Source organism: Dactylosporangium maewongense (assembly GCF_039531485.1).
Classification (GTDB): domain Bacteria; phylum Actinomycetota; class Actinomycetes; order Mycobacteriales; family Micromonosporaceae; genus Dactylosporangium; species Dactylosporangium maewongense.
The window spans coordinates 34,328-61,310 of record NZ_BAAAQD010000047.1; the positions used below are offsets into that span (position 1 = coordinate 34,328).

General features: G+C 71.4%; 26 protein-coding genes. 18 read left to right on the plus strand and 8 right to left on the minus strand.

Features of this window, described 5'->3' with window-relative positions:
- The first annotated feature begins 180 nt into the window (after window positions 1-180).
- Entirely contained in the window at window positions 181-1,710 is a 1,530-nt protein-coding gene (locus tag ABD332_RS55615) for a S8 family serine peptidase (protein WP_344514504.1), read from the plus strand.
- Window positions 1,711-1,793: 83 nt separating this feature from the next.
- Here the strand turns inward: ABD332_RS55615 and ABD332_RS55620 are convergent, their stop codons facing one another.
- A complete protein-coding gene (locus ABD332_RS55620) occupies window positions 1,794-2,960 on the minus strand; it encodes an MFS transporter (RefSeq protein WP_344514505.1) in 1,167 nt (388 codons plus the stop codon).
- 29 nt (window positions 2,961-2,989) lie between these two features.
- Window positions 2,990-3,580, minus strand: a complete 591-nt coding sequence (locus ABD332_RS55625) for a TetR/AcrR family transcriptional regulator (protein WP_344514507.1) — start codon at window positions 3,578-3,580, stop codon at window positions 2,990-2,992.
- 118 nt (window positions 3,581-3,698) lie between these two features.
- Here ABD332_RS55625 and ABD332_RS55630 point away from each other — a divergent pair, with 118 nt between their 5' ends.
- The 4 genes from ABD332_RS55630 (at window position 3,699) to ABD332_RS55645 (ending at window position 7,644) form a co-directional block, all read left to right on the plus strand.
- Window positions 3,699-5,105 carry an MFS transporter gene (locus ABD332_RS55630; protein ID WP_344514509.1) on the plus strand — a complete coding sequence of 469 codons (1,407 nt, stop codon included), beginning with the start codon at window positions 3,699-3,701 and terminating at the stop codon, window positions 5,103-5,105.
- A gap of 77 nt (window positions 5,106-5,182) precedes the next feature.
- Window positions 5,183-5,665: a DUF4396 domain-containing protein gene (locus ABD332_RS55635; RefSeq protein WP_344514511.1), complete on the plus strand. Its 483-nt coding sequence runs from the start codon at window positions 5,183-5,185 to the stop codon at window positions 5,663-5,665.
- A 49-nt stretch (window positions 5,666-5,714) separates the two neighbouring features.
- Window positions 5,715-7,133, plus strand: coding sequence for a GAF domain-containing protein (locus tag ABD332_RS55640; protein ID WP_344514513.1), 1,419 nt, complete (start codon window positions 5,715-5,717; stop codon window positions 7,131-7,133).
- Between the two features lie 112 nt (window positions 7,134-7,245).
- Window positions 7,246-7,644 (plus strand): ATP-binding protein, encoded by a 399-nt coding sequence (locus tag ABD332_RS55645; RefSeq protein WP_344514515.1) that lies wholly within the window; start codon window positions 7,246-7,248, stop codon window positions 7,642-7,644.
- Between the two features lie 5 nt (window positions 7,645-7,649).
- On the opposite strand, the gene ABD332_RS55650 is transcribed toward ABD332_RS55645, so the two are convergent.
- Genes ABD332_RS55650 through ABD332_RS55660 form a run of 3 tightly spaced genes read right to left on the minus strand, consistent with a single transcriptional unit; the run spans window position 7,650 to window position 8,724 of the window.
- Window positions 7,650-7,985, minus strand: coding sequence for a YnfA family protein (locus tag ABD332_RS55650; protein WP_344514517.1), 336 nt, complete (start codon window positions 7,983-7,985; stop codon window positions 7,650-7,652).
- Between the two features lie 48 nt (window positions 7,986-8,033).
- Window positions 8,034-8,354, minus strand: a complete 321-nt coding sequence (locus ABD332_RS55655; RefSeq protein WP_344514519.1) for a hypothetical protein — start codon at window positions 8,352-8,354, stop codon at window positions 8,034-8,036.
- Between the two features lie 37 nt (window positions 8,355-8,391).
- On the minus strand, window positions 8,392-8,724 hold the full coding sequence (locus ABD332_RS55660) for a hypothetical protein (protein WP_344514521.1): 333 nt from the start codon (window positions 8,722-8,724) through the stop codon (window positions 8,392-8,394).
- Window positions 8,725-9,005: 281 nt separating this feature from the next.
- Here ABD332_RS55660 and ABD332_RS55665 point away from each other — a divergent pair, with 281 nt between their 5' ends.
- The 6 genes from ABD332_RS55665 (at window position 9,006) to dpgD (ending at window position 15,233) form a co-directional block, all read left to right on the plus strand.
- Complete coding sequence (locus ABD332_RS55665) at window positions 9,006-10,214, plus strand: cytochrome P450 (protein WP_344514523.1); 1,209 nt, start codon at window positions 9,006-9,008, stop codon at window positions 10,212-10,214.
- 56 nt (window positions 10,215-10,270) lie between these two features.
- Complete coding sequence (locus tag ABD332_RS55670) at window positions 10,271-11,182, plus strand: alpha/beta fold hydrolase (protein ID WP_344514525.1); 912 nt, start codon at window positions 10,271-10,273, stop codon at window positions 11,180-11,182.
- Window positions 11,183-11,291: 109 nt separating this feature from the next.
- Window positions 11,292-12,401, plus strand: a complete 1,110-nt coding sequence (dpgA, locus tag ABD332_RS55675; protein ID WP_344514527.1) for a 3,5-dihydroxyphenylacetyl-CoA synthase DpgA — start codon at window positions 11,292-11,294, stop codon at window positions 12,399-12,401.
- Between the two features lie 11 nt (window positions 12,402-12,412).
- Window positions 12,413-13,105 carry an enoyl-CoA-hydratase DpgB gene (gene dpgB, locus ABD332_RS55680; protein WP_344514529.1) on the plus strand — a complete coding sequence of 231 codons (693 nt, stop codon included), beginning with the start codon at window positions 12,413-12,415 and terminating at the stop codon, window positions 13,103-13,105.
- Window positions 13,102-14,433, plus strand: a complete 1,332-nt coding sequence (gene dpgC, locus ABD332_RS55685; protein ID WP_344514531.1) for a (3,5-dihydroxyphenyl)acetyl-CoA 1,2-dioxygenase DpgC — start codon at window positions 13,102-13,104, stop codon at window positions 14,431-14,433. The genes dpgB and dpgC overlap by 4 nt, the downstream gene beginning before the upstream one ends.
- 17 nt (window positions 14,434-14,450) lie before the next feature.
- Window positions 14,451-15,233 (plus strand): enoyl-CoA-hydratase DpgD, encoded by a 783-nt coding sequence (gene dpgD, locus ABD332_RS55690; protein WP_344514533.1) that lies wholly within the window; start codon window positions 14,451-14,453, stop codon window positions 15,231-15,233.
- Between the two features lie 60 nt (window positions 15,234-15,293).
- Here the strand turns inward: dpgD and ABD332_RS55695 are convergent, their stop codons facing one another.
- A complete protein-coding gene (locus ABD332_RS55695; protein ID WP_344514557.1) occupies window positions 15,294-16,322 on the minus strand; it encodes an IS630 family transposase in 1,029 nt (342 codons plus the stop codon).
- A gap of 319 nt (window positions 16,323-16,641) precedes the next feature.
- Between ABD332_RS55695 and hppD the strand changes: the two genes are divergently transcribed.
- Together hppD and ABD332_RS55705 are read left to right on the plus strand one after the other, a co-directional pair.
- Window positions 16,642-17,652, plus strand: coding sequence for a 4-hydroxyphenylpyruvate dioxygenase (gene hppD, locus ABD332_RS55700; RefSeq protein WP_344514535.1), 1,011 nt, complete (start codon window positions 16,642-16,644; stop codon window positions 17,650-17,652).
- A 232-nt stretch (window positions 17,653-17,884) separates the two neighbouring features.
- The gene (locus ABD332_RS55705; RefSeq protein WP_344514537.1) at window positions 17,885-18,835 is read left to right on the plus strand and encodes a ParB/RepB/Spo0J family partition protein; all 951 of its coding nucleotides are present in this window, start codon (window positions 17,885-17,887) and stop codon (window positions 18,833-18,835) included.
- Window positions 18,836-18,914: 79 nt separating this feature from the next.
- Here ABD332_RS55705 and ABD332_RS55710 read toward each other — a convergent pair whose 3' ends face one another.
- Window positions 18,915-20,507, minus strand: a complete 1,593-nt coding sequence (locus ABD332_RS55710) for an MBL fold metallo-hydrolase (RefSeq protein WP_344514538.1) — start codon at window positions 20,505-20,507, stop codon at window positions 18,915-18,917.
- A 390-nt stretch (window positions 20,508-20,897) separates the two neighbouring features.
- On the opposite strand from ABD332_RS55710, the gene ABD332_RS55715 reads away from it, so the two are divergent.
- Window positions 20,898-21,152 (plus strand): MbtH family protein, encoded by a 255-nt coding sequence (locus ABD332_RS55715; RefSeq protein WP_344514540.1) that lies wholly within the window; start codon window positions 20,898-20,900, stop codon window positions 21,150-21,152.
- A gap of 100 nt (window positions 21,153-21,252) precedes the next feature.
- A complete protein-coding gene (locus ABD332_RS55720; protein WP_344514542.1) occupies window positions 21,253-22,125 on the plus strand; it encodes an alpha/beta fold hydrolase in 873 nt (290 codons plus the stop codon).
- Between the two features lie 69 nt (window positions 22,126-22,194).
- Here ABD332_RS55720 and ABD332_RS55725 read toward each other — a convergent pair whose 3' ends face one another.
- Window positions 22,195-24,078: an ABC transporter ATP-binding protein gene (locus ABD332_RS55725; protein ID WP_344514544.1), complete on the minus strand. Its 1,884-nt coding sequence runs from the start codon at window positions 24,076-24,078 to the stop codon at window positions 22,195-22,197.
- A gap of 294 nt (window positions 24,079-24,372) precedes the next feature.
- On the opposite strand from ABD332_RS55725, the gene ABD332_RS55730 reads away from it, so the two are divergent.
- Genes ABD332_RS55730 through ABD332_RS55740 form a run of 3 tightly spaced genes read left to right on the plus strand, consistent with a single transcriptional unit; the run spans window position 24,373 to window position 26,809 of the window.
- Window positions 24,373-24,834, plus strand: coding sequence for a GntR family transcriptional regulator (locus tag ABD332_RS55730; protein ID WP_344514545.1), 462 nt, complete (start codon window positions 24,373-24,375; stop codon window positions 24,832-24,834).
- On the plus strand, window positions 24,831-25,736 hold the full coding sequence (locus ABD332_RS55735; protein ID WP_344514547.1) for an ABC transporter ATP-binding protein: 906 nt from the start codon (window positions 24,831-24,833) through the stop codon (window positions 25,734-25,736). Before ABD332_RS55730 ends, ABD332_RS55735 begins: the two co-directional genes overlap by 4 nt.
- Complete coding sequence (locus ABD332_RS55740; protein ID WP_344514549.1) at window positions 25,733-26,809, plus strand: ABC transporter permease; 1,077 nt, start codon at window positions 25,733-25,735, stop codon at window positions 26,807-26,809. Before ABD332_RS55735 ends, ABD332_RS55740 begins: the two co-directional genes overlap by 4 nt.
- Window positions 26,810-26,983: the final 174 nt, after the last annotated feature.

Here is a 26,983-nt window from a genome sequence, read left to right on the forward strand (position 1 = left end):
GTGCCGGGCCGGTTGCGATGAGGGTGCGGCGCGACGGTCGCCACCTGACATCGCGTCGGGTGGTTGGGCGGAACCCGTGTCCGGGCGGCCCGAGACGGCTCACGGCCAGTGATTTTCCGGCCGCGCCGGGTCATTGTGGAGCTCGCGCCGCGACACGTCAGCGGCGGGAACGGAGATCCCATGCCCAGATCAGCCATGCGGCGTCGGGCGGCGGCAGGACGCCGGATTGTGGCGGCCGCCGTGGCCGCAGCCGCGACTGCTGCCGGCCTCGGTGCGGCCGCGGCACCCGCGCACACCCAGGTCGGTGACGCCGGTTGGGCGTCCAGCGCCTGGCTCGGCAGCAGCACCGGCTCGGCCGGCACGACGCTCGCCACCGTACGCGCCGCCATCAACGCCTCGACGGGCGCGGCGGCCGGACTGACCGGCGCCGGTGTCGGCGTCGCGCTCATCGACACCGGTGTCGCCCCCGTCGCCGGCCTGCCGGCCTCACAGATCGTGAACGGGCCGGACCTGTCGTTCGAGTCGCAGGACCCCGATCTGCGCTACCTCGACACGTACGGGCACGGCACCCACATGGCCGGCATCATCGTCGGCAACGACCCGACCACCCGCACCGTCGGCCTGGCGCCCAAGGCGAAGCTGACGTCGATCAAGGTCGGCACCGCCAACGGCGCGGTCGACGTGTCGCAGATGATCGCGGCGATCGACTGGGTGGTGGCACACCGCAACGACGACCCCGCCAACCCGATCCGGGTCATCAACCTGTCCTACGGCACCGGCGGCACGCCGAACTCGTGGAGCGACCCGGTCCAGTATGCCGTCGAGCAGGCCTGGCTGAAGGGCATCGTCGTCGTCGCGGCTGCCGGTAACGACGGCAACAACGACCTCGTGGTCAGCGACCCGGCCAGCGACCCGGCGGTCCTCGCGGTCGCCGCCAGCTCCATCAAGGGCACCACCAACGTCTCCGACGACGACTTCGCCTCGTTCACCACGATCGGCGGCAACAACCGCAGCGTCGACTTCGTCGCCCCCGGCGAGTCGATCATCTCGCTCGCCAACCCGGGCTCCAACATCGACCTGACGTATCCGTCGGCGAAGGTCGGCTCGACGCTGCTGCGCGGCAGCGGCAGCTCGCAGGCGGCGGCCGTCACGTCGGCGGCGGTGGCGCTGCTGCTGCAGGCCCGCCCGACGCTCACCGCGGACCAGGTCAAGACCGTGCTGACGACCTCCGCCAGCTTCGTCTCGGGCCTGGCGATGACCCGCAACATCAAGGCCCTCAACCTGAACGCGGCGATCGCGTCGCAGAACCTGTATGCGACCGGCTGGAACCGCTCCACCGGCACCGGCAAGCTCGACGACGCCCGCGGCACCAGCCGCCTCGTCCGTGACAACGTGGCGCTCAGCGGCGACAACGCCGTCTGGGGCCCGTTCGCCCCCGCCACGTGGGCGCCGCGCAGCGCCAACCAGACGAGCTGGTCGGGCGGCACCTGGATGGGGTACCGCATCGCCGGCGACAACTGGACCGGCACCTCCTGGGCGTCCAAGACGTGGGCGGCCGCGACCTGGTCGGGCAAGCCCTGGAACGGCGCCGCGTCGTGGGCCGACCCCGACTGGGAGGGCCACTACTGGTCCGGTCACTACTGGTCCGGTCACTACTGGTCGGGCCACTACTGGTCCAGTGACGAGTGGGCCAGTAGCTCCTGGTCGTAAGCACCACCGGACGATGCGCCGGGTCCTTCAAGGGCCCGGCGCATCGCCGTTTCCGCATCCAGCGGCGCGCATCGCCGTTTCCGCTATTGCGTCGGCGGCGCCGAGGCGGGCTTCGGGCGCGCGAGGAAGGCCGCGGCCGCGGCGGCGGCGAGGAGCAGGGCCAGGGCGGCGAAGCCGTACGCGAGCGTGGCGAGGGTGGCGATCGCCGCGACGAGGAGCGGGCCGCCGGCGTCGCCGAGCTCGCGGCCGAGCTCCGCGGTGCCCATCGTCTGGCCGAGGCGTTCCGGTGGCGTGCCGGTGGCGAGCGCTGCGAACCCCAGCGGGGTGATCAGTCCGGTGCCGGCGCCGATCAGGGCGGCGGCGGTGAGCAGCCCGGCGAGGCCCGGCAGCGCCGCGCAGGCCAGGCCCGCGGCGGTGACGGCCAGGCCGGCGGTCAGGCCCGTGCGGGTCGTGAGGCGCCGCCCGTCCAGGGCCCGGCCCGCCCATGGCTGGACGACCGCCGCGCAGAGGGCGAGCAGTGACACGGCGGCGCCGGTGGCGACCGTGCCGAGGCCGGCGGTCCGGCCGTTGACGGGCAGGAACCCGACGCCGACGGACAGGGCGGCGGTCGCCGCGGCGAGCGCGCCGGTCGGGGCGAGGAACGCGCGGTCGGCCAGCCGGCGCGCGAGGTCCACCACGGTCTGCCGCTGCTTCGGCAGGGGAGCGACGGCGGGCACGGCGAGCGCCGCCCAAGCCGCCACGGCCGCGCCGAGGACCGCCAGGACGACGAACAGCAGCCGCAGCCCGCCGGCCCAGACCAGCACGCCGCCGAGCAGCGGGCCGAGGGTGTAGCCGATGGACTTGTGGAAGCCGTACGAGCCGAACGCCCGGCCGTGCCTGGCCGCCGGGTTGAGCCGGGCGACGAGTGCGGACGCGGCGGGGGAGAACGCGGACGCGGCGGCGCCCTGGCCGAGGCGCGCGGCCCACAGCCAGCCGGGGCTGTCGGCGACGGCGTAGAGGGCGGACGCGACGGCGAAGGCGACGAGCCCGCCGAGCAGCACCGGCCGCGCGCCGACCCGGTCCGCGAGGTTGCCGAACACCGGTTTGAGCAGCACCTCGGCGCCGTCGTACAGGGCGAGCAGGCCGCCGAGCACCAGCAGCGACGTGACCGCACCCTCCGCGAACCCGCCCAGGTTGGCGGCGATGCCGTGCGCCCCGAAGGCGGTGGTGAAGCCGGCCGCGTACAACGGCCACATCGGTCGGCGGGTCACCAGGGCCTCCGGGAAGCGGGAAGGTGCCGTCAGTATCTCCTGGTCGGGGCGGGTGGGGCGAAGGCCGACAGCAGGGTCGTGGTGATGACGTCCGGTGCCTGCTCGAGCGTGAGACGGCCGGCGGTGACCTCGTCCGCCGCGCCGTGGATGACGTTGTAGACCACGGCGGTCATCCAGGTCACGGGCAGATCGGTCCGGAACGTGCCGGCCTGCCGGCCGCGCTCGATGAGCTTCTCGACCCGGTCGAGCGGCCGGCGGTGGTGTTCGCGGATCTGGTCGGCGGGCAGCTCCAGCTGGGCGGCGTGCAGCAGCAGCCGGGACCGCTCGACGATCCGCCACGACGACGCGATCAGCCGGCCGAGGGCCTGGCGCTCGTCGCCGTCGAGGTCGACCTCGGCGAGGGCGCGCTCGGCGTCGGCGATCACCTGGGTGAAGACGGCGTCCAGCAGCTCGGCGCGGGAGCCGAAGTGGGCGTACAGGGTGACCCTGCCGACGCCGGCGGCGCGGGCGACGTCCTGCATGCTCGCGGCCGGATCGGCGACGAGGCAGGCCTGCGCGGCGTCGAGGATGGCGCTGATGTTGCGGCGCGCGTCGGCCCGGCGCGGTGTCGTCGGTGGCATCGGGTGGTCCCGCTTCCGTGAAGTGCGGCGAAGTGAAGTCGAACACAGGTGTTCGACTTTAGCAGCGTGCGCCCTACAGTAAGCCGTACATCGCTGTACGACTTATGGGAGGCCGAGGATGGAGCACCACCACGAGAGATCCGGCAGCTGGGGCACGCTCGCGCTGCTGTGCCTGGCGCAGTTCATGGTCATCCTCGACGTGACCGTGGTGAACGTCGCGCTGCCGAAGATGTCCGACGACCTGCGGCTCGACGCCGGCGCGGCCACGTGGGTCGTCACCGCGTACACCCTGTGCTTCGGCGGGCTGCTCGTCCTCGGCGGCCGGCTCGGCGACCTGCTCGGCCGGCGTGCCGTCTTCCTGGCCGGGCTGGCCGTGTTCACCGCCTCGTCGCTCGCCGCCGGGCTCGCCGGCGACGCGGCCGTCATCCTCGGCGCGCGGGCCGCGCAGGGCGTCGGCGCGGCGATGCTGTCGCCGGCGGCGCTGTCGATCGTCAGCACCCTGTTCCACGGCCGGCGCCGGCACCAGGCGCTCGCCGTCTGGGGTGCCGTCGGGGGCGGCGGCGCCGCGGCCGGCGTGCTCATCGGCGGGCTGCTCGTGTCGGGCCCCGGCTGGAGCTGGGTGTTCTTCGTCAACGTGCCGATCGGCATCGCGGTCGGCCTGGCGGTCCGGCTCATGGTGCCACCGTCGCCGCGGCAGCCCGGGCGGGTGGACGTCCCCGGCGCGCTGCTGCTCACCGGCACCGCCGCCCTGGTGATCTACGGCCTCGTGCGGGCCGGCACGGCGGGCTGGACGGCGACCTCGACCTGGCTGTCGTTCGCCGGCGCCGCGGTGCTCGGCCTGGCGACCGCCGCGGTCCAGCGGGGCACCCGGTCGCCGCTGCTGCCCACCGGGCTGCTGCGCCGCCGGCCGGTCATCGCCGGCAACGCCGTCATGCTGGCCGCTTCCAGCCTGCTCATCGGCGGGTTCTTCCTCACGTCGATGCTGCTGCAGCACCGCTTCGGCTACTCCGCGCTGCGCACCGGGGTGCTGTTCCTGCCGGTCACCCTCGCCACGATCGTCTCCGCGCACCTGACCGGCCGGGGGCTGCAGCGCTTCGGTGCCCGGCCGGTGATGCTGGTCGCGTTCGCCGTGGCCGCCGCCGGGTTCGGGCTGCTGGCCCGGATCGAGCCGCACGCCCAGCCCTTCAGCGCGGTGCTTCCGGGTTTCGTACTGGCGGCGGCCGGCCTCGGCGCCGGGTTCGTCACCGCGTCCACCTCGGTGATGACCAGCGTCGACCACGCGGCCGCCGGCGGCGCCTCCGGCCTGCTCAACACCGGCCACGAGCTCGGTGCCGCGCTGGGCGTCGCGCTCGTCTCCGCCATCGCCGCCGGTGACCTGGCGGCGGCGCCGGGCGGCCCGCTGGACGGCTTCACCGCCGCCTACACCGCGGCCGCCGTGGCGGCGGCGGTCAGTGCCGTCGTGCTCGCGGCCGCGCTGCCCGGCGGCCGCCCGGCCGTCACGGAGGGCCCGGTCTTCGTGCACTGACGCCAGTACGTGTCGCGGGCCACCGTTGCGTAGATACCCCAGGGGGGTATAGTCGGCACCGGAAAAGGGAGGTCGACATGGATCACACGCATCACCACCCGGTCAGCACCGCGGCGACGACGACGTGGGCGGCGGCGGCGCAGGCGACCCTGCACTGCCTGACCGGCTGCGCGATCGGCGAGGTCCTCGGCATGGTGCTGGGCACCGCGTTCGGGCTGCACAACGCCGCCACCGTCGGGCTGTCCGTCGCGCTCGCCTTCGTGTTCGGCTACGCGCTGACCATGCGCGGCGTCCTGCGCGCGGGTGTCGGCGTGCGGACGGCGCTGAAGGTGGCGCTCGCCGCCGACACCGTGTCCATCGCCGTCATGGAGGTGCTCGACAACGCGGTCATGGTGACCGTGCCGGGCGCGATGGACGCCGGGCTGACCGCGTGGCTGTTCTGGGCCTCGCTGGCGTTCTCGCTGGCCGTGGCGTTCGTGCTCACCACGCCCCTGAACCGGTGGATGATCTCCCGCGGCAAGGGCCACGCGGTCGTCCACCAGTACAACCATGGTCACTGAACCGCGCATTTCGGACCTATGCGGTATGGTCGTGTGAAATCCTGGCACCGTGGCAGGGATCGGCGGCCGGCTGGGGTCGGTGGCCCGGCTCGCGGCCGTCCGCCGGGCCCGTGACGACTCGGCGGGATGGCGGCCGATCATCGACCACGTCGTCGAGCTCACGGCCGCCGCGACCGGCCTGCCCGTGGCGCTGGCGTCGTTCATCACCGCCGACCGGCAGGCCGTCCTCGGCGCCACCGGTGTCGACGGCGTCGCCGCCGGTTACGAGCTGCCGCTGACGGTGTCGCTGTGCGGGCATGTCGTCGCCAGCGACCTGCCAATGATCGTGGCCGACGCCGTGGCGGACGAGCGGTTCACCGGCAGCGACGCCGTCCGGTTGCACGGCATCCGCGGGTATGCGGGTTTCCCGGTCCGGGACGACGACGGCAGCATCCTCGCCGTCGTCGCCGTCGCCGCCCACCGGCCGGTCGACTGGTCGGCGGAGCAGCTGCGCTGCCTGGACCACGCCGCCCGCGTGCTCGCCGCGCTGATGACCGGCACCCACGCCGCCGACGTCGCCGCCCGCACCAACGCGCAGCGGCAGCGGGCGTTCCTGCACGCGCTGCTGGAGTGCCTCGACACCGGCGTCGCCGCCTGCGACGAGCAGGGTCGGCTCGTGCTGCTCAACCGGGCGCTGCGGGACTTCCTGACCGGTAGTGAGGGCTACGAGGACAGCCCGCCGGAGCAGTGGGCCGACCTGTTCCACGTGACGCACCCCGACGGCCGCCTGTTCGCCGCCGACGAGATGCCGCTGGTGCGGGCGCTGTGCGGGCAGACCGTGCGCAGCGACGACCAGATCATCCCCGACCGGCGGGGCCGGCCGCGCCGGTACACCGTGAACGCCACCCCGATCACCGACCGCGACGGCCGGCGGCTCGGCGCGGTCGCCGCCGTGCACGACGTCACCGACCAGCGCCGCGCCGAACGGTTCCGCCGGTGCGAGCTGGCCGTCGCCCGGACCCTGCCCGCCGCGACCGACCTGGAGGCCGCCGGGCGGGCGGTCCTCGCCGCCGTCGGCGAGACGCTGGGCTGGCCGTACGCCGAGCTGTGGCTGTTCGACCCGCTCACCGACGTGATGCGCCCCGCCGCCGCCTGGACCCGCGACGGCCCCGGCCTGCCGATGCCGGCGCACCTGCCGACCGGCGCCGGGCTGGCCGGCGTCGCCTGGACCGAGCAGCAGCCGGTCTGGGTCGAGGACATCCGCGCCGGCGGCCTGTTCGCCGCCGACGAGCTGGAGCAGGTCTTCGAACGCTTCCACCGCAGCAGCCGGGTGCGCGACCTCGGCATCCCCGGCACCGGCCTCGGCCTGCCCGCCAGCAGGTTGATCGTGCACCGCCACCACGGCACGATCACGCTGCGGCCGACCCCGGGCGGCGGCGTCACCGCCACCGTCCGCCTCCCGCTCGACCAGCCGCCGAACGGCCTCTGACGCCCGGTGGCGGCCGCACCCGACAGCCTTTGCCGTCCGGCAAGTTTCGTCACGTGAACGGGTGGGGTACTGCACGGGCCGTGACGGCAACTGCGAGCGCAGGCCCGCCGCGGTGAGCCCTCTCACCGCGCACTTCGACCTCCCGATCAGCGACGGGGCGCCCGCCATCGCACGGCGGGCGATGGTGTCGACGTTCGCCGGCTGGGGGCTCACCGACGCCGACTGGATCGACCGGGCGATGCTGGCCGTCACCGAACTGGTCACCAACGCGGTGCGGTACGGCGGCGGCCGGGTCGTGTTGGCGCTGCAGGCGGACGAGCGGCACGTGACCATCTCCGTCGCGGACGGGTCCGCGGTCGTGCCGCGCATGCCGGCCGACGCCGACACGATCGACCGCGACAGCGGCCGGGGGATCGCGATCATCGCCGCCCTCGCCGAGCGGTGGGGCGTCGAGGACCACGAGGGCGGCAAGCGGGTGTGGGTGCGGCTGCCGCCACACCCGCCGGCCTGACCTGCTCAGCCGTGCCGCGGCGCGTACATGATGACCGCCACGCCGAGCAGGCAGACGGCGGCGCCGATGATGTCGTAGCGGTCGGGCCGGAACCCGTCGACGACCATCGCCCAGCCGAGCGAGCCGGCGACGAAGACACCGCCGTACGCGGCGAGGATCCGGCCGAAGTTCGCGTCGGACTGGAGGGTGGCGACGAAGCCGTAGGCGCCGAGGGCGGCGATCCCGGCGCCGATCCACAGCAGCCCCTTGTGCTCCCGGACGCCCTGCCAGATCAGCCACGCACCGCCGATCTCGGCCAGCGCGGCGAGCAGGAACAGCAGGATGGACCGGATGATCGTCATGCGTGTATCGCAGCACATCGTCGCGGAAGGACGCCCTTGTGGTGCGGGTCAGCAGCCGCATCCGCCGCCGCAGCCGCAGGCGGCGCCCGCGGCGGCGGCCCGCCGGGCGCTGCGGCGGCGGTGCAGCCACCACATGCCGAGCGCGACGGCGGCGAGTCCTGCGGCGACCGCGAGGAGGGTCTGCTCGACGACCGCGGCGCCGGCGGTGGTGAGCACCCCGGCGGCGATGAGCAGCGGCAGGGCGCAGCAGGCGGCGCAGGCGGCAGCGGCGAGGACGCCACTGACCTTGCTCCGCATCGGCGGCGCGTTGTCCACCGCCGCCGGTTTCGGGTCGTGGTGGGTGTGCACCGGTCGCAGTGGCAGGCTCATGTGGCAGCTCCGTCAGTAGGCAGGGAGAGCGGGTCGGTCACCGGGGCGCCACGGCCGTCGCCCGGCCGGCCAGAGAGGCGAGGACGTCGGTGTACGCGGCGGGGACCTCGATGTCGAGGACGAGCGCGCCGTCGGCGGGGCCGGGCGTCAGGGTGAAGGTGAAGAACGAGCAGCACGCGGTCTCCCGCGTGGCGAGGTCGCGGACCGTCGCCTCGAGGCCGGCCGGCCCGGCCAGCCGCATCCGGGCATGGGTCGGGCTCACGGCCTCGACCGACCGGACGGCGCTGCTGAACAGCGCGTCGAACTCGGCGAGCCGCAGCGGCCGTTCCGCGGTCGGCAGGGTGCAGGCGTCAGGGGCGTCGAACGACATGACAGGCTCCTCGGGCTGGTGTCCCTCGACGGTAAGCCTGTACCTGGGTACCGGATGCAACCCTGGAATCGGCGCCGGGCCGCCTCACCGGGCGGATCGGTAGCGGTGCGTCGTGGACCAGCGCTACCAGGTATTCGTCAGCTTCACCCGGCGGGACCCGTCGGAGGGGCGTCAGAAGGTGGCTGTTACGAATCCAGCCGGTAGGTCATCGATGGGTTCGCGTGCGGCGGGGCCACGGTCCACAGTTGACGGTTCGTGACGTGGGGTGGCACGGTGCGGCTGTGTCGGTCGATGTCTCGAATCTTCCCGTCCCGCGTATCAACCTCGTCGATCCCGGACTCTACTGTGACGGTGACCCGTTCGTGCAGTGGCGGTGGCTCCGGGAGAATGACCCCGTCCATCTGCACGAGGCCACGGACTATCCGGCGTTCTGGGCCCTGACGAAGTATGACGACGTGAAGGCGGTCTTCCGTGACGCCGAGACGTTCAGTTCGGCGCGGGGGATTCTGCTGCGGCCTTCGGGGCACGGAGCGGATCCGGGTGGCGGCCGGACGTTGGCGCTCACCGACCCGCCACGGCACCGGCAGCTGCGAGGGCTGGTCGACGAGTGGTTCACGGTCCGCTCGGTGCGGGCCATCGAGGCGAAGATGCGTGAGGTGGCGGGCAGCGTCATCGACCTCGCTGTCGAGCGGGAGCAGTGCGACTTCGTGGAGGACATCGCCGCGAGGATCCCGCTGTACATGATCTGCAGCATGATGGGTGTGCCGCAGGCGGACTGGGAGAAGCTGTTCAGGCTGAGCCGCGAGGCGTTCGGGGCCGGTGACGCGATGACCCGCCGCTTCGCGCACATGGACATCATGGGCCATTTCCAGAACCTTGCGGCCGAGAAGGCGGCGAACCCGGGCGACGACCTGGTGAGCGTGCTGGTGGCCGGGCGGATCGACGGTGAGCGGCTCAGCCAGGAGGAGATCCTGCTCAACTGCGACAACCTGTTCGTCGGCGGCGCGGAGAACACGCGCATCGCGGCGTCCGGGGGGATGCTCGCCTTCATGGAGCATCCGCAGCAGTGGCGGCTTCTGGTGGACGATCCGGGCCTGCTGCCCACCGCGGTCGACGAGGTGCTGCGGTGGACGTCGACGCCGACGCACATCATGCGGACGGCCACGCGGCCGGTCGAGATCCGCGGGCGGCAGATCGCCGCCGGTGATCTGGTCACCCTTTGGCTGCCGTCGGCGAACCGCGACGAGGACGTGTTCGACGACCCCGACCGGTTCGACGTGCGGCGGCAGCCCAACCGGCACCTGGCCCTCGGTTTCGGCGAGCATTTCTGTGTCGGCAGCGTGCTGGCCCGTGTCGAGATTCGCTTCCTGTACCAGGAAATCATCGAACGGAAGCTGGACGTGGAGGCCGCCGGTGAACCGGTGCCGCTGGACTCGATCGTGGTGAACGGCCCCAAGAGCCTGCCGGTGAGGCTGGTGCCGCGCCGCTAGAGGACGGCGCGGCCGGCGTTCAACTGTCGATCTGGGCAGTTGAACGGCAGCGGTGAATGTTGATCGATTCGCCCGCCCTCGCGATGATGGCACGGAGCCGCGTGGTGACCGCCGATGGTGATGTCGAGGGCGCGGCCGGGTTCGTCACGTGGAGAGGCGGCAGCCGTACAATGCGCTTCATAACGGCCAACGGCATCAAGCTCGCGTACGAGCGCAGCGGTGCCGGCGATCCCGTCCTGCTCATCATGGGTTCCGGGGCGAGCGGGCGGGTGTGGACGGCGCACCAGACGCCGGCGTTGAACAAGGCCGGGTACGAGACGATCATCTTCGACAACCGCGGCGTCGCGCCGTCGGACGCGCCGCCGGGCCGTTACAGCCTGGACGACATGGTGGCCGACACGATCGGCCTGATCGAGGCCCTGGGCATCGGGCCGTGTCACGTGGTGGCGACGTCGCTCGGCGCGGTCATCGCGGAGGAGATCGCGATCGACCGGCCCGAGCTGGTGCGGTCGGCGGTGCTGATGGCGACGCGGTCCCGGTCGGATCTGGTCCGGCGGGCGTTGCACCGGGCCGACCAGGTCCTGTCCGAGAGCGGCGTCCGGCTGCCGACGGCGTATTCGGCCCCGACGTCGGTGCTGCAGATGTTCTCGCCGCGGACGCTGAACGACGACGCGGCCGTGTCGTTGTGGCTCGACGTGTTCGAGCTGTCCGGCGACGCCACGGCCGGCGGGCAGGACTGGGTGGATGTCGGGTCGGACCGGCGGGAGAGGTTGCGGCGGGTGCCCGTGCCGTGCCGGATGATCGCCTTCTCCGACGATCTGATCTGCCCGCCGCACCTGGCAGCGGAGGTGGCCGAGACCATCCCGGACTGTGACCTCGTGGAGATCGACGGCGCCGGTCACCTCGGGAACCTGGAACGTCCCGACGAGGTCAACACCGCCGTCATCGAGTTTCTCGGCAAGTTCTGAGAGGACCCGGCACCATCCCTGTCCATCGACCTCACGGAGGACCGATCACGATGATCCGGACGGCCGTCAAACCACGCCCCAAGCGTCGCATGTGGGGCTGGACCTACCGATGACCATCAGCCTGGAAGACGCCCGGCCCGAGGAGCTGAACCTCCTGGCCGCCGGCCCGGGACCCGCCCGCATTGCCGGCGTCGGCACGGCCGTGACCCCCGACTCGTACACCCAGCAGGAGCTCTTGGATCTTCTCGCGATCACCGATCCGAAGATCCGCTCCGTCTTCCTTAACAGCGCCATCACCCGCCGACACCTGACGCTCCCGCCGCCGGACGCGCACGGCAACCGCGTGCCCGAGCTGCAGGGGGAGCTGCTGGCCAAGCACACCCGGCTCGCCGTCGACATGGGACTGCGGGCCTTGCGGTCCTCTTTGGACAGTGCCGGGGCGACGCTGGCGGACGTCGACTATCTCTGCTGCGTCACCACGACCGGGTTCCTCACCCCGGGGCTCAGTGCGCTGATCATCCGCGAGGCCGGGATCGACCCGGGCTGCCACCGGGTGGACGTCGTCGGGATGGGCTGCAACGCCGGGCTCAATGCCCTCAACGGCACGGTGGCGTGGGCCCGCAGCAATCCGGGCCGGCTCGCCGTGATGGTGTGTGCGGAGGCATGCTCGGCCGCGTACGCGTTCGACGCCACGATGCGCACCGCAGTCGTCAACAGCCTGTTCGGCGACGGGGCCGCGGCCGTGGCACTCGTGGCTGGTGACGGCGACGCCGCCCCGGGCCCGCGGGTGTTGTCGTTCGCCAGTCACATCATCACCGACGCCATCGGCGCGATGCGGTACGACTGGGACGGCGACCAGAACAGGTTCAGCTTCTACCTGGACCCCGACATCCCGTACGTGGTGGGCGCGCACGCCGAACGGGTCGTGGACCGGCTGCTCGCCGGCGCCGGCCTGCCGCGCAGCGCGATCCGGCACTGGCTGGTGCACTCCGGCGGCAAGAAGGTCATCGACGCGGTGCGGGTGAACCTCGGGCTCACCCGCCACGACGTGCGCCACACCACCGGCGTGCTGGCCGACTACGGCAACCTGTCCAGCTGCTCGTTCCTCTTCTCGTACGAGCGCCTGCTGCGCGAACGGGTCGCGGAGCCGGGTGACTACGGGGTCATGATGACGATGGGCCCCGGTTCCACGATCGAGACAGCGCTGGTCCAGTGGTGACGGGGGAGACCATGAACCGGAATGCATCCACGGCCGGCACCGAGACGCTGGCCGTCGACGGCGCGCAGCCCATCTCCGTCGAGCTGGTGGCGAGGGTCGGCGAGGCGTGTGACCGGGCCGAGCCCGGCCAGGCGGTGTGGCAACTCGTCGTGCACGCCTCCGGCGCTCCTGCCCGGGCGCGGCTCGAGGAGCTCACGGTCGGCCTGGTGAGCCGGTGGGAGCGGACGCTGCGGCGACTGGAGCGGCTGCCGGTCCCCCTGATCGGGATCGCCGACGGCGATGTCGGCGGGCCGGCCCTGGACGCGCTGCTGGCGACCGACTACCGCATCGCCACGCCCGACGCGCGACTGGTGGTGCCCGTCGGCGCCGGTGCGACGTGGCCCGGCATGGCGCTGTACCGCCTGGCCCATCAGGGATCGCAGACCGCCGCGGTACGCCGGGCGCTGCTGTTCGGTGAACCGATCGGTGCGCCGGACGCGCTGGCGCTGCAACTGGTCGACGAGGTCACCGACGACGTCGCTGGGGCGCTGGAGATCGTGGCCGCGCGGACGGCGACCGTAGCCGGGCCCGAGCTCGCCATCCGGCGGCAGCTGATGTTCGACGCGGCCACCACCAGCTTCGAGGAGGCCCTCGGCGCGCATCTGGCGGCCTGCGACCGCACGCTGCGGCAGGTGGCGGCCGGGGCCGACGGGGTCGCGGCGTGACTGCCGCGGTGATCGGATCCGGCCCGCAAGCGGTGCGAGGGGTGTTCGCCGATGCCCGCGCGGCACTGGCGGCGGCCGCGGCACGGGCCGCGGCCACGCTCGCGGCGCTGCCGGAGGCCGGACGGCGTTCGCCGGAGGAATCAGCGGCGGCGGTGAAGAACGAGATCAGGGCCCTGCGGTGCGCGTTCCTGGACGCACACGTCGACGCCGTCTATGCCGAACTGACCGACGGCCGGACCCGGCACCTGCGGCTGGCCGAGCTCGCCGGGTCCGCCGCGATCCGGTTTCCGGGCCTCGTGCCGACCGCGGCGGAACTGGCGGCCGAGCGGGGCCGGTCCCAGGCCGCCAAAGAGGGTCACGAGATCGACCAGGGCATCTTCTTCAACCGGGTGCTCGGCTCGCGCGCCAGCGGGCCGCACCTGCTCGACGCGATGCTGCGCCCCACGGCCCGGGCACTGGAGGCGGGGCCGGAGTTCGCGCGGACCGGAACGGTCGACCTCGGCTCGGTCCGTGTCGAACGGCGCGGGGCCGCGGCGCACGTGACGATGTGCCGCGACGACTGCCTCAACGCCGAGGACGGGCGGCAGGTCGACGACATGGAGACCGCGGTCGACCTGGTGCTGCTCGATCCGGCCACCGAGGTCGGCCTGGTCCGCGGCGGGGTGATGAGCCATCCCAAGTACGCGGGGCGGCGGATCTTCAGCGCCGGCATCAACCTCAAGGCCCTGCACGCCGGCGACATCTCGCTGGTGGACTTTCTGCTGCGACGCGAACTGGGCTACATCCACAAGCTGCTGCGGGGCGTCCTGGTCGAGGACCCGGCCCGCTGGCACTCCCGGACCTTGGAGAAGCCCTGGGTCGCGGCGGTGGACGGGTTCGCCATCGGCGGCGGGGTCCAGCTGCTGCTGGTCTTCGACCACGTCATCGCCGCCTCCGACGCGTTCTTCAGCCTGCCCGCGGCGCAGGAGGGCATCGTTCCCGGTGCCGCGAACCTCCGGCTCGGCCGGGTCGCAGGGTCCCGGTTCTCGCGCTCGCTCGTCCTCGGCGGACGCACGGTGCGGGCCACCGAGCCGGACGCGCGGTACCTCGTCGACGAGGTGGTGGACGCGCCCGAGATGGACGACGCGATCGAGCGCGGCCTCGAGTCGTATCGCGGCCCGACGGTCGTGGCGAACCGGCACATGCTGATCGCGGCGGAGGAGCCGATCGACGCGTTCCGCCGGTACATGGCCGAGTTCGCGCTGGCGCAGGCGCTGCGGATGTACGACGACGACGTGCTGGAGAAGGTCCGCCGGTTCTCGACCCGGCGGGCGACGGCGGTCGCGTGAGCGGTGACGAACGGCGCGTGCGGTACCGGAAGGAGCACGGCGTCGCCCATGTCACCATCGACCGCCCGGCCGTGCTCAATGCCCTGGACCTGCGCACCCACGAGGAGCTCGCGACGGTCTGGGACGACTTCGAGGCGGACGACGAGCTGCGGGTCGCGGTGCTCACCGGCGCCGGCGAGCGGGCCTTCTCAGTCGGCCAGGACCTTCGCGAACGCGCGCGGCTGAACGCGGCCGGCGCGGCGCCGACGACGTTCGGCAGCCGCGGGCAGCCCGGCTGGCCCCGGCTCACCGAGCGGTTCGACCTGACCAAACCCGTGATCGCGAGGGTCGACGGTTACGCGCTGGGCGGCGGGTTCGAGCTCGCCCTCGCGTGCGACATCATCGTGGCCAGCGACCGGTCGGTCTTCGCCCTGCCGGAGGTCCGGCTGGGGCTCGTCCCCGGCGCCGGGGGCGCGTTTCGCCTCGCCCGGCAACTGCCGTTGAAGACCGCGATGGGGTACCTGCTGACCGGCCGCCGGATGACCGCCGGCGACGCGCTGCGCCTCGGGCTGGTGAACGACGTCGTGCCGGCCGACCGGCTCGACGCGTGCGTGGGGGAGTGGACCGCGGATCTGGTGCGGGCGGCGCCGCTGGCCGTCCGCGCGCTCAAGGAGGCCGTGATGCGGTCCCTCGACATGCCACTGCACGACGCGTTCGCGGCCCCGTTCGCCTGGGAGCGGCGGCGGATGCACAGCGAGGACGCCGTCGAGGGGCCGCGTGCGTACACCGAAAAGCGCGAACCACACTGGCGTGGACGCTGACACGGGTGTTCAACCGTGCTGATGTTCAGTTGAACGAGGCCACGGCCCCTAAGCGCCTGATCAATACTTCTGTCTGTAACTCTCGGGCAGCCATGGCGAGGTCCAGGGTGCGGCGGTGGTGAGGTTTTGGTCGTTGGTGCGGTTGCGGAAGAAGGCATGGGCTTGCCGGACGCGATCGGGCATGGTGGCTGGGGCGGTGTTGGCGATGTGTTGCTTGAGGACGGCCCAGATCCGTTCGACGGGGTTGTCCTGGGGGCTGTAGCGGGCGCCCTCGATCAGTGCCATGCGGGGGTGCTCGGCGAGCCACCGTTTGGTGATGCCGCTGTGGTGGGTGGTGCCGTTGTCGCAGATCACCGCGATGATCGGGGCGTCGGGGTAGGCGGCGAGGAGCAGGTCCAGGAAGTAGCAGAACACCACCGAGACGTTCTTCACCGAGACGTGGTGATGCCAGGCGCCGGTGGCAAGGTTGACCGCGCCGTGCACGGTGCGGCGAATGTTGGTGCCGGGCGTCATCACCCGGTGGCGGACGCCTCTGGGCATCCAGCAGGCTCGCACCCGGGCCAGCAGATCCAGGTGTGTCTCGTCCTCGGCGAGGACGACCGATCCGGCGGGCAGGGCGGTGATCTGGTCGCGGATGCTGGCGCAGATCTGGTCGTGGTCGGGGTCGCTTTTGGCGATCAGCCGCGGTCGGGACCAGCGGGCGTGTTCGCGGGTGCGGCGGTAGATGGTGCGTAGGCTCAGGTTCGGTCGTCCGAGGGCGCGCCAGATCCGGGCGGTGGTCCAGGCTTTCGGGGTGTTGAGCAGCCGGCGGATGCGATCGCCCAGGCCGTGGCTGCCCAACCGCGGCCGGCCGGTTCGGGGCCGGTCCGGCAGGCCGCTGAGTCCTTCCAGACCGTGCCGGACGATCCACCGCCGCACGGTGCGTGGGTCGAAGTGCAGCACGTCGGCGATCTCGGCGGCGGACATGCCACCGGCGGACAGCAGCACCATCACTGCTCGAGCGGCGACCCGCCACTGCTGGTGCAGGGCGGTGACGAGCTCGGTGTGCTGCTCGTCGGACAGGTTGGCGTAGATGTGCGCCGGGCGCATACTGGTCGAGGCCTCGTCGTGGTCGGACTTGTGTGTGGTAACCAAATCCAAACTCGACGAGGCCTTTCCATGCCCTCATCGATCAACTTGGGCGAGTTACGGACATAACTTCAGGCAACCCGCTTAGCAGCCCGGCCCTGCTTTGGGAACGCGTGGCCGGGCGTCCGCGGCCGTACGCCGGACCGTGGCCGGACAGGGCATACGCTGCGATCGACACGGGTCGAAGGCCGGCGTGAGCGCCGAGCCGGCGTGTTATGAGCGGATCGGCGCGCACGACACGGCCCGGAAGAAATCCTGAACTGCGCTCGCAGGAGGCCGGATGGTGGCACGGAGCATTCCCTTCATCGAGCTGTACGCCGGCGATCACGAAAGGACGGTCGAGCACCTCACCACGGAACTGGGGCTGTCCCGGGTCGCGGAGGCGGCCGGCCGGACGTCGCGGGCCGTCCTGCTGCAGCAGGGCACCCTGCGGCTGGTCGTGACGTCCGGGGACGGCACCGAGGACTTCCTGGAGGCGCACGGCGACGGCATCGCCGACATCGCGCTCGCCTGTTCCGACGTGACCGGCACCCGTGCCGCGGCTCTCGCGGCGGGCGCGGCCGACCTCGGTGCCACGGGCGACGCTCCGGTCGTCTCCGGTTTCGGGGCCGTCCGGCACACGCTCGTGCCGGAGTCCCGCGCCGGCGGGCTCCCGCCCGGCCGCGAGTGGGTGCCGGTGGCAGACCGGCAGCGCCCCGCGGCTCGGATCCGGCTGCTCGATCACGTCGCGATCTGTGTGGAGGGCGGTTCGCTGGAGCGGCACGTGGAGTTCTACGCCGCGTTCGGGCTCCAGCGGTACTCCTCGGAGTTCGTCGACGTCGGCGACAGTTCGATGGATTCGGTGGTGGTGCGCAGTGCGTCCGGCGAGGTCACGTTCACGCTGGTGGCGCCCGGATCGACGACCGGCACGGGCCAGCTCGACGCGTTCCTGCGCCGTAACGACGGCCCAGGCGTGCAGCACCTGGCGCTGCTGGTCGACGACATCGTGGCCGCGGTGACCGAGGCCGCCGCGCGCGGGGTGGTCTTCCTGCAGACACCGGCGCCGTACTACGACGCGCTCGCCGCGCGGTTCCCCGACATCCCCGAGGAGATCGGCCGGCTGCGGGCCACCAATGTGCTCGCCGACCGCGACGAGTGGGGCTACCTGCTGCAGCTGTTCACCACCTCACCGCACCCGCGGAACACGCTGTTCTACGAGTTCATCCAGCGGCACGGGGCCCGCGGGTTCGGGTCCGCCAACATCCGCGCCCTCTACGAGGCCGTCGAGCGCGACCGCCCCGCCGTCCCCTGACCGGGCACCGACCCACATAACACGCTGATTCCCCCGGGACAATGCCATATAAGTATCTCGATGGAACTCGGCGGGGCCCACCGGCCGATGGTTAGGCTGCGAATGGCATGGCCAGTCCGGGGTGGCTTGCGACGGGGGAGCCCGCTTGGAACATTCGAACATTGCAAAGACCAGACCAGAACGATCGGCGTCACGGGGGCCCGAACCGGTCGGTGGAAAACACCTCGACCTGTTGGTCGGTGGAGCGTCGCCGACGCAGTTCGTGCCGATCGCGTCGTTGCGCGCGGCGGACTCGCCCCGGCTGGGTGGCGAGGACTTCGAGCACATCCAGATGCTGGCGGGCGTCGAGTCCAGACTTCCGCCGATTCTGGTGCACCGCCCGACGATGCGGGTGATCGACGGCATGCACCGGCTGCGGGCCGCGCAGCTGCGCAACGACGAGTCGATCGAGGTGCAGTTCTTCGACGGCCCGGAGCAGGAGGCGTTCGTCCTCGGGGTGAAGGCCAACATCACCCACGGCCGGCCGCTGTCACTGCTGGACCGCACGACCGCCGCCGAGCGGATCATGGTGACCTATCCCGGCTGGTCGGACCGTGCGATCGCGGCGGCAGCCGGGCTGAGTGCCCGCTCAGTCGCGAACGTCCGCCGCCGCCTGACGGACGAGCTCGACGAACTCGAGGAACAACACGCACGGACCGGTCGTGACGGACGCGTGCGTCCGGTGGACAGCGCCGTGGGGCGGCTGCGGGCGGCCGAGTTCATCGCCGAGCACCCGGACGCGTCGCTGCGGCTGATAGCGCGCAACGCCGGGCTGTCGGTGGCGACGGCGCGCGACGTCCGGCAACGGCTGGAGCGCGGCGAGAGCCCCGTGCAGCCGGGCCGGGACCGCCGGCAGCCCGGCCCGGCGCGCGACACCGGGCAGGTCGCCACGTCTGATGTGATCGGCATCGAGGCGCTGATGCACGGGCTGAAGGCGGACCCGTCGCTGCGGCTCACCGACGGGGGCCGCCGGCTGCTGCGGTGGGTGCTGTCCAAGGTGCTGGTCCCCGAGGAGTGGCGGGAGGTGAGCGACGGGCTGCCACCGCACGCGGCCTACGTGCTGAGCGATGTGGCGCGCCGGTGCGCCGTCGAGTGGCAACGCGTTGCCGACGATCTGGAGCAGCGCACCCGCAACATGGCCTGATCGTCCGCACGCGATCAACGAACGCCGGAAGGGCCGGCCCCCGTGAGTGGGGCCGGCCCTTCCGCTGTGGGCACGTCGCCTACGACCAGCGCCACTCGCGCTTGTTGAACAGGTGCTCGGCGGTGATGCCCTTGTCGGCGCACCAGCCGAGGAACTCCTCGATCTGCTTGATCTGGTACGTGTCCTCGTTGTACGTGGTGGCCATGACGTGGCCCTGCCAGCTCTCCTCGCCCATCGCGTAGATGTACGCCTCGTCCGAGCCGAGCTCGGTCATGATGGATGCGGCCTGCTCGGCGTTGGAGCCCGACAGCTTCCGCGACTTGCTCATCTTCTTCGACACCGTGACGGTGAGGATCGCCTGATACAGCCACGTCAGCGGCGCGCCGTCACACTCCATGCCCAGGAAGGCCATGTCGGCCTTGCCGAGGTGGTTGCGGATGTGGCGGTACAGCACCGGGTCGATGCCGGAGGAGTCCGCACCGACGAAGATCTTCTTGCCCGCCAGCTCCACCCAATAGGTGGACTTCGAGCGGATGTCGAGGTCGGAGTGCTCACCGAGGAACGGGGTGGCGGTTACCTTCCCGCCCGGGAACGGGATCTCGTCGAACTCGTCGACCTCGATGACCGGCAGGTTCATGCTGCGCAGGTATGCGCCGAGCGACGGGTCGACGATGCTGCCCTTGGACGAGCGGGGCACCACGACCGCGCCGAGCCGGCCGCGCAGCTGCAGCAGCGTCTCCAGCACGATGTGGTCCTGGTGGCCGTGCGTGATGAGGACGAGGTCGATGAAGTCCGGCAGGTCGTCCAGCGTGTACCGGTCGCCCTTGGTGTTGTCGGCGCTGATGAACGCATCGGTGACGATCGCGGCCTGTGAGGTCTGCATCACCAGGCAGGCGTGGCCGAAGTAGCGGATGCGGCCGCCGGCCTCGATGTGCCGGTCCGGGCTGAGGCTGGGCTTGGTGTCCAGCAGCCGGTCCAGCCACAGCGCCTGCGCGTCGTCGAGCTCCAGCGCCTCCCGCAGCCGGCCCGCGGTGGTCGGCTGGATACGCGCCTTCACCAGCTCCTCCAGGCCGGGGTGGCGGAACGGCAGCTGCAGGTCCAGCACCTTGGGTCCGGGCAGGCGCGGCGTGGCGAGGATGAACGGGCGTTCGATGCCGTCCTCCAGCGACAGCTGCACCGACTGCCGTGACTCGTCGAACAGCGCGCTCTTGTAGACCACCGGCTCCATGAAGTGCAGGGAGGCCTGGTTGCCGGCGTCGTACGCCAGCTCGACCATGCCGTTGAGCAGGCCGGGCAGCTTCGGGTACAGCGGCGTGAGGTCGAAGCCGTTGGCCGACTCCCGCACCAGGTCAGCGCCCTCGATGATGGCCTTGGCGAAGGCGAGCATGTCGGCGCGGTCGCGTTTGATCGACGCGAGCAGCTCGGCGACCTCCTGCTTGCGGGCCTCGTCGATGCCGACGAAGTAGCCGCCGCGCAGCTCTGGGTTGTTCACCGCCGCGATGTGCACCTGGGGGTTCTCCAGATACGACTCGAGCAGCGGCACCTGCAGGAAGGCGAGGTTCATGGCGCCCTGCACGGGCGCGACGGTGTGCAGCCAAGCGTAGAAGCGGTCGACCAGCGGCTCCAGAATCGCGTTGGAGCGCAGGAACCGCGGCTCGCCAGCGTCACTCATCAGTGTCCTCCACGTAGATTGGTCAGTGCCGCGGGAACACGTTGGAATGGTGGCGGGAAGCTCGCCGCTGTCCAAGGTCTGAGGGAATCGCGTCTCCGCCACCACGCGCACCTGGCATCGCGAGGCCTCACTATGGCATCGCGCCGCGATCGGGCCAACCGCGTCGATGTGCGTTCAACTGAAGCGCTGACGAGGTTGAACGGTGTGTCGTGCGCACCGTTTCCGTCGACATTGATCGGAACCCTGGCGGTGGGTCATAGTGAGCCGCGTTCCCGGAGCGGACCGAGCCTTCCCGCGCTCGGGTCGGTGACCTTGTCCGGATGCCGCATGGCGGTACCGCCGCGATCGGGCGCCGACGCGATCCATCTTTCTGAATGAAAGGGCGGCGTGATGAACCCGTTCGACGACCCCGAAGGCCGGTTCCTCGTTCTGGTGAACGACGAGGGGCAGCACTCGCTGTGGCCGGTTTTCGCCAACGTGCCCAAGGGCTGGACGACCGTGTTCGGCGAGGCGGCCCGGGACGAGTGCCTGGAGTACATCGAGAAGAACTGGACCGACATGCGCCCGAAGAGCCTGATCGAGGCGATGGCGAAGATGGACCAGGAGAAGCGCGAGCAGGCGAGCCTGGAAGCGCAGCCGAGCTGAGTGCAAAGGCCGGGTGTTCAACCGCTGAGGTATGCGGTTGAACACCCGCACTGTTTGTGGCGCAATGTCTGGCAGCTCGGCCCGGCCTGACCAGGACGGCGTGACGATCGCCGGGGCCTGCGTCGCCGCCGCGGCCGACGCTGCCTCGTCTGAAGGGGGCTGCGGCCGCACCATGGGATACGTCACCGCCAACGGTATTCGGCTCTCGTACGAGCTCACCGGCGCAGGAGAACGAGTCCTGCTCATCATGGGATCCGGGGCCAGCGGCCGGGTGTGGGGCGCGCATCAGACGCCCGCGCTGACCAGGGCCGGCTACCGGTGCCTCACGTTCGACAACCGCGGCATCGCGCCGTCCGACGCGCCGCCGGGCCGGTACAGCATGGCCGACATGGTCGCCGACACCATCGGGCTGATCGAGGCTCTCGACTTCGGGCCGTGCCACGTGGTCGGCACGTCGCTGGGCGCGATGATCGCCGAGGAGATCGCCCGGCGGCGTCCGGACGTGGTGCGTTCGGCCGTGCTGATGGCGACCAGGTCCCGGTCGGATCTCGTCCGTCGGGGTCTGATCCGGGCGGACCAGGCGCTGTCGGAACACGGCGTGCAACTGCCCGGGGCGTACTCGGCCCCGACGACGGTCCTGCAGATGTTCTCGCCCAAGACGCTGAACGACGACGCCGCGGTCTCGCTGTGGCTGGACGTCTTCGAGTTGTCCGGCAACTCCGGCGAGCCGAACGGACAGGACTGGGCGGACGACGGCTCGGACCGGCGGGAGGCGTTGCGCCGGATCACGGTTCCGTGCCGGGTGATCGCCTTCGCCGACGACCTGATCTGCCCGCCGCACCTGGGGGCCGAGGTCGCCGACGCGATCCCGGACTGCGACCTCGTCGAGATCGACCGGGCCGGTCACCTCGGGAACATCGAGCGCCCGGACGAGGTCAACACCGCGATCATCGAGTTTCTCGCCAAGCACTGACGCATCGCTCAAACGCCCTCCCGCGTGACGTTCGCCGTCGCGGGAGGGCGTTGTCGTCCGCCGCTGTCCTCAGCGCGTGGCGACCACGGGATCGCCGCTTTCGCCGTACACCTGCTGGGTGGCGAACTGGCTGCGGTACAACTCGGCGTAGAGGCCGCCGGCGGCCAGCAGCTCGTCGTGGGTCCCGCGTTCGCGGACCCGGCCGGCGTCGATGACGAGGATCTGGTCGGCGTTGCGGACCGTCGACAGGCGGTGGGCGATCACCAGCGACGTGCGGCCGGCCAGGGTGGTCTCGAGCGCGCGCTGGATGGCCGCCTCGGACTCGGAGTCCAGGTGGGCCGTGGCCTCGTCCAGGATCACGACGGGCGGCGACTTGAGCAGCAGCCGGGCCAGCGCCACACGTTGCTTCTCGCCGCCGGAGATGCGGTAGCCGCGGTCGCCGACGACCGTGTCGAGCCCGTTCGGCAGCGCGGCGATGGTTTCCCAGATCTGGGCGGCGCGGCACGCCTCGATCAGGTCCTCCTCGGTGGCGTCCGGCCGGGCGAACGTCAGGTTGGCCCTGATGGTGTCGTGGAAGAGATGCGCGTCCTGGGCGACCACGCCGACGGTTTCGTTGACCGACCCCAGGGTCAGCTCCCGCAGGTCGTGGCCGCCGATCCGCACGGCTCCCTCGACCGGGTCGTAGAGCCGTGGCACCAGGTGCGTGATGGTGCTCTTGCCGGCGCCGGACGGGCCGACCAGCGCCGTCATCTTCCCCGCCGGGGCACGGAAGGTCACGCCGTGCAACACGGTCTGGTCGTCGGAGCGCTCCGGCGCCGAGAGGTTGACGGACTCCAGCGAGGCCAGCGAGACCTCGGCGGCCGTCGGGTAGCGGAAGGACACGCCGTCGAACTCGACGTCAGGTGCGGTCGCGCCCGGTCCGGCGGCGGGCAGGGCGCGCGCGTCCGGACGCTCACTGATCAGCGGCTCCAGATCGAGGACCTCGAAGATGCGGTCGAAGCTCACCAGGGTGGTCACCACGTTGACCTGGATCGTGCTCAGTGCGGCGATCGGGCCGTACACCTTCGTGATGAGTGCGAAGAGGGCCACCAGGGTGCCGATCTGCAGGTTTCCGTCGATGACGAGGACGCCGCCGAATCCATACACCACTGCGCTCGTCAGGGCGGTGAGCAGGCCGAGCATGATGCCGAGCAACCGCCCGTTGACGGTGCCCAGGATGGCCACGTCGCGCATGCGGTGCACCTTGGTCGCGAAGGCCCGGGACTCCTCGTCGGGCCGGCCGTACAGCTTGGTGAGCATCGCCCCGGCGACGTTGAACCGCTCGTTCATCAGCGAGGAGATGTCGGCGTCGGTCTGCATGCCCTCGCGGGCCAGCCGCTCCAGCCGGAAGCCGATCATCCGGCCGGGCACCATGAAGATGGGGATGAGCAGCAGTGACACGATCGCGAGCTGCCACGACAGATAGAACATCGAAGCGATGACGAGAACCAGCGTGAGAATGATGGACAGGGACTGTGACAGCAGGGTGGTCACTGCCTCCTGGGTCCCGATCGCGTCCGCGTTGAGCCGGCTGATCAACGATCCGGTCTGTGCGCGGGTGAAGAACGCCACCGGCTGGCGCTGCACGTGGTCGAAGATCTTGACGCGCAGGTCGGCGACCAGCCCGTGGCCCACCTGGCCGGAGAGCCGCGCCTGCAGGTAGCTGACGAAACCGTCGAGGACGGCCAGGCCGGCCATCACGGCGGCCAGGGCGATCAATGTTCCCTTCTGCTGGCGGCCGATCCCGTCGTCGATGAGCACCTTGAGCAGCAGCGGGTTGCACGCGCTGATCGTGGCGCCCACCGCCGTGGTGGTCAGCAGGGCGGCCATCGTCCATGGGCGCTTGAAGACGTACGGGATGACCCGTCGCACCGTTCCCGGGGTGATCCGCTGGCGGGTGATCGAGTCGTCCAACCGTATGTGTGAAAGACCCCGAGCCGGCCGGCTGCGCTTCGCCATGAATTCCCATCCCTGCCTCGACGGTGGACCCCTGTGCGGGCCGCGCGGTGCACCATTCAACCGTGGCGTGCCCGCGGTTGAACATGAGCGCCGCCGTCGCGGCGGTCAACGGTGTCGCGTGTTCAACCGGCGAGTTGCCGTGGTTGAACGGTGCGCCGGGCGGGGTCGGTTGGGATTCGGTGTTCAGGTGTTCTAGTGTTCAGTAACACTAGTTCATTGGACATCCCCGACGGGAGGAGAAGGCCGAACGTGATCACGTTCCATGTCGACCGGTCCGACAGCGTCCCCGCGTATGCGCAACTGATCCGGCAGGTGCGCGAGGCGCTCCGGATGGGGTTGCTGCAGCCCGGCGACCAGCTGCCGCCGGTGCGCAGTGTGGTCGCCGCGTGCGCGGTCAACCCGAACACGGTGCTGAAGGCCTACCGGGAGCTGGAACTGGGCGGTCTGGTCGAGGCGCGGCAGGGGGCGGGCACCTTCGTCACCGGCCGGTTGGGTGACGCCGATCCGCACGTGATGGCCCGCCTGCGCAACGGCCTCAACCGGTGGCTGGGCCAGGCCCGGGACGCGGGTCTGGAGGACGAGGACGTCCAGGCGCTGTTCGCCTCGGTGGTCGCCGAGGACTGCCTGCGGCGAGCGCAGGCCGATCAGGGCCGGCCGCCGGCGGAGCCGGGGACGCGGGCCGCGTTCGGTTCGAAGGGACGCGTCGCGTGAACGACCAGTCGATCGCCGTTGAAGCGCGCGAGGTGAGCAAGCGCTACGGCAAGATGTGGGCGCTGCGGGACTGCAGTTTCCAGCTGCCGGCCAACCGGATCATCGCGCTGGTCGGCGCCAACGGCGCCGGCAAGTCGACGCTGATGAGCATCATCAGCGGCATGCTGACCCCCACGTCCGGTGCGGTGCTGGTGAACGGGCGGGCCGTGTCGGAGACCGAGCGGGCCGGGACCGGCGGCCGGATCGCGATCCTGGCGCAGGACAAGCCCCTGTACCGGGACTTCACCGTGGCCGACATGCTGCGGTTCGGGCGGTCGACCAATCGCGTCTGGGACCAGCAGCGGGCGCTGTCGTGGCTGAAGCGCTTCGCCGTGCCGTTGGACCGCCGCTGCGGCCGGCTCTCCGGCGGGCAGAAGGCCCAGGTGGCCATGGCGGTCGCCCTGGGCGCCCGGCCGGACGTGCTGCTGCTCGACGAGCCGCTGGCCAACCTCGATCCGGTGGCCCGCTACGAGGTGACCGGGGAGCTGCTGGCCGAAACGGCCGGCAGCGACATGACGGTGATGCTCTCGACCCACATCGTGACCGAGCTCAGCGGCGTCGGCGATCATCTGCTGCTGCTCGGTGCGGGCCGTCCCGTCCTGGTCGGTGACGTCGAGCAGCTGCTCGCGCAGCACATGCGGTTCACCGGTCCCCGGGCGGACCGGCCGCCGGTCCCCGGGCGGATTCTCGAGGTGAAGCACACCGACCGGCAGTCGACCTTCGTCGTTCAGCTACCGGACACGCCGGCGCCCGCCGTCGTCGCACCCGGATGGTCCGCCGAACCCATTTCTCTGGACCACATGATTGTCACCCACCTCAAGGCGTCGAACCGGGCGCGCGAGGACATGGAGGTAGCGGCATGAGGGCGCTGACCGAGGCGGAGCCGGCCGCGAGCCCCCCGGACCACCGCGAAGCGACACCGCGCACCGGCGGGGCCGGTGGCCTGGTGTGGCTGACGTGGCGCCAGCACCGCTGGGTGCTCCTCAGCCTCCTCGTCTTCGCGGTCGTGGTCGTGGGCTGGATGGTCTACGTCTCCGCCGACATGGCGAGCCTGTACGAAGCCTGCCACAACACCAAGTGCCAGCCGTTCACCCCGGAGTACGCCCAGATCTACGGTGGCTACGGGCTGAAGACCCAGGCGGAGTTCCTCGCGCTGGTCGCGCAGTACACCCCGCTGCTGGTCGGCATCTTCGTCGGCGTCCCGCTGCTGGCCCGGGAACACGAGCAGCGGACGCTGCTGCTGGCCTGGAGCCAGGACGTCACGCCGGTGCGCTGGCTGTGGACCAAGCTGGCCCTGCTCGGCGCGTTTGTGGCCGTCGTGGCCGCGCTGGTGTCCGTCGCCGCACACGTCATGGCCCACACGTATGTCACCGTCGTCGGTGGCAGCCTGTTCGCGGTGCAGACCTTCATGGTCACCGGACTGCTCCCGCTCGCCAGTGCCGTCTGCTGGTTCACGGTCGGGGTCGCCCTCGGCGCCGTCATCAAGCGCACGCTGCCCGCCGTCTTCGGCGTCATCGCGGCATTCATCGGAGCCCTGCTGGGCCTTCAGTGGCGCTACCCGACGCTGATGAAGCCACTGGTCGTGTACCTGCAGAGCGGCGAGCCCGGCCCCGCCGGCGCGGATCACAACGCCCTCGTCGTCAGCGGCCTCATCCAGTTCGGGCCCGACACGAAGTCGAACCTGTACGACTCGCCCGGGCACGAAGTAACCTACGCCGACCTGCTCCGCATGTGCCCCGAGCTCAGCAACTCGTCGGGAACGATGGTCCCCGACTGCGTGGAGCGCAACCACCTGCTCACCTACGTGACCTACCAGCCGAGCAGCCGGCTCCCGCTGTTCCATCTCATCGTCGCGGGCGGTTACCTGGGGCTTGCCGCGCTGGCGGTCGTCGCGGTCTGGCTGATCGTCCGGCGGACCAAGCTCAGCGCCGGCTGAGTCCTCCTCCTTCCTCGCGCCGGGGCCCGCCGATCACGATCGGCGGGCCCCGGCGCATTCGTTCAACTGCGGCCGATGCTCAGTTGAACGAATTCCTTGGCGCGCAGGCCCATGCGGGTCCTGTTCAACTGACGACCGCCGATGTTGAACGGGTGTGCGGACGGCGTTGATCAG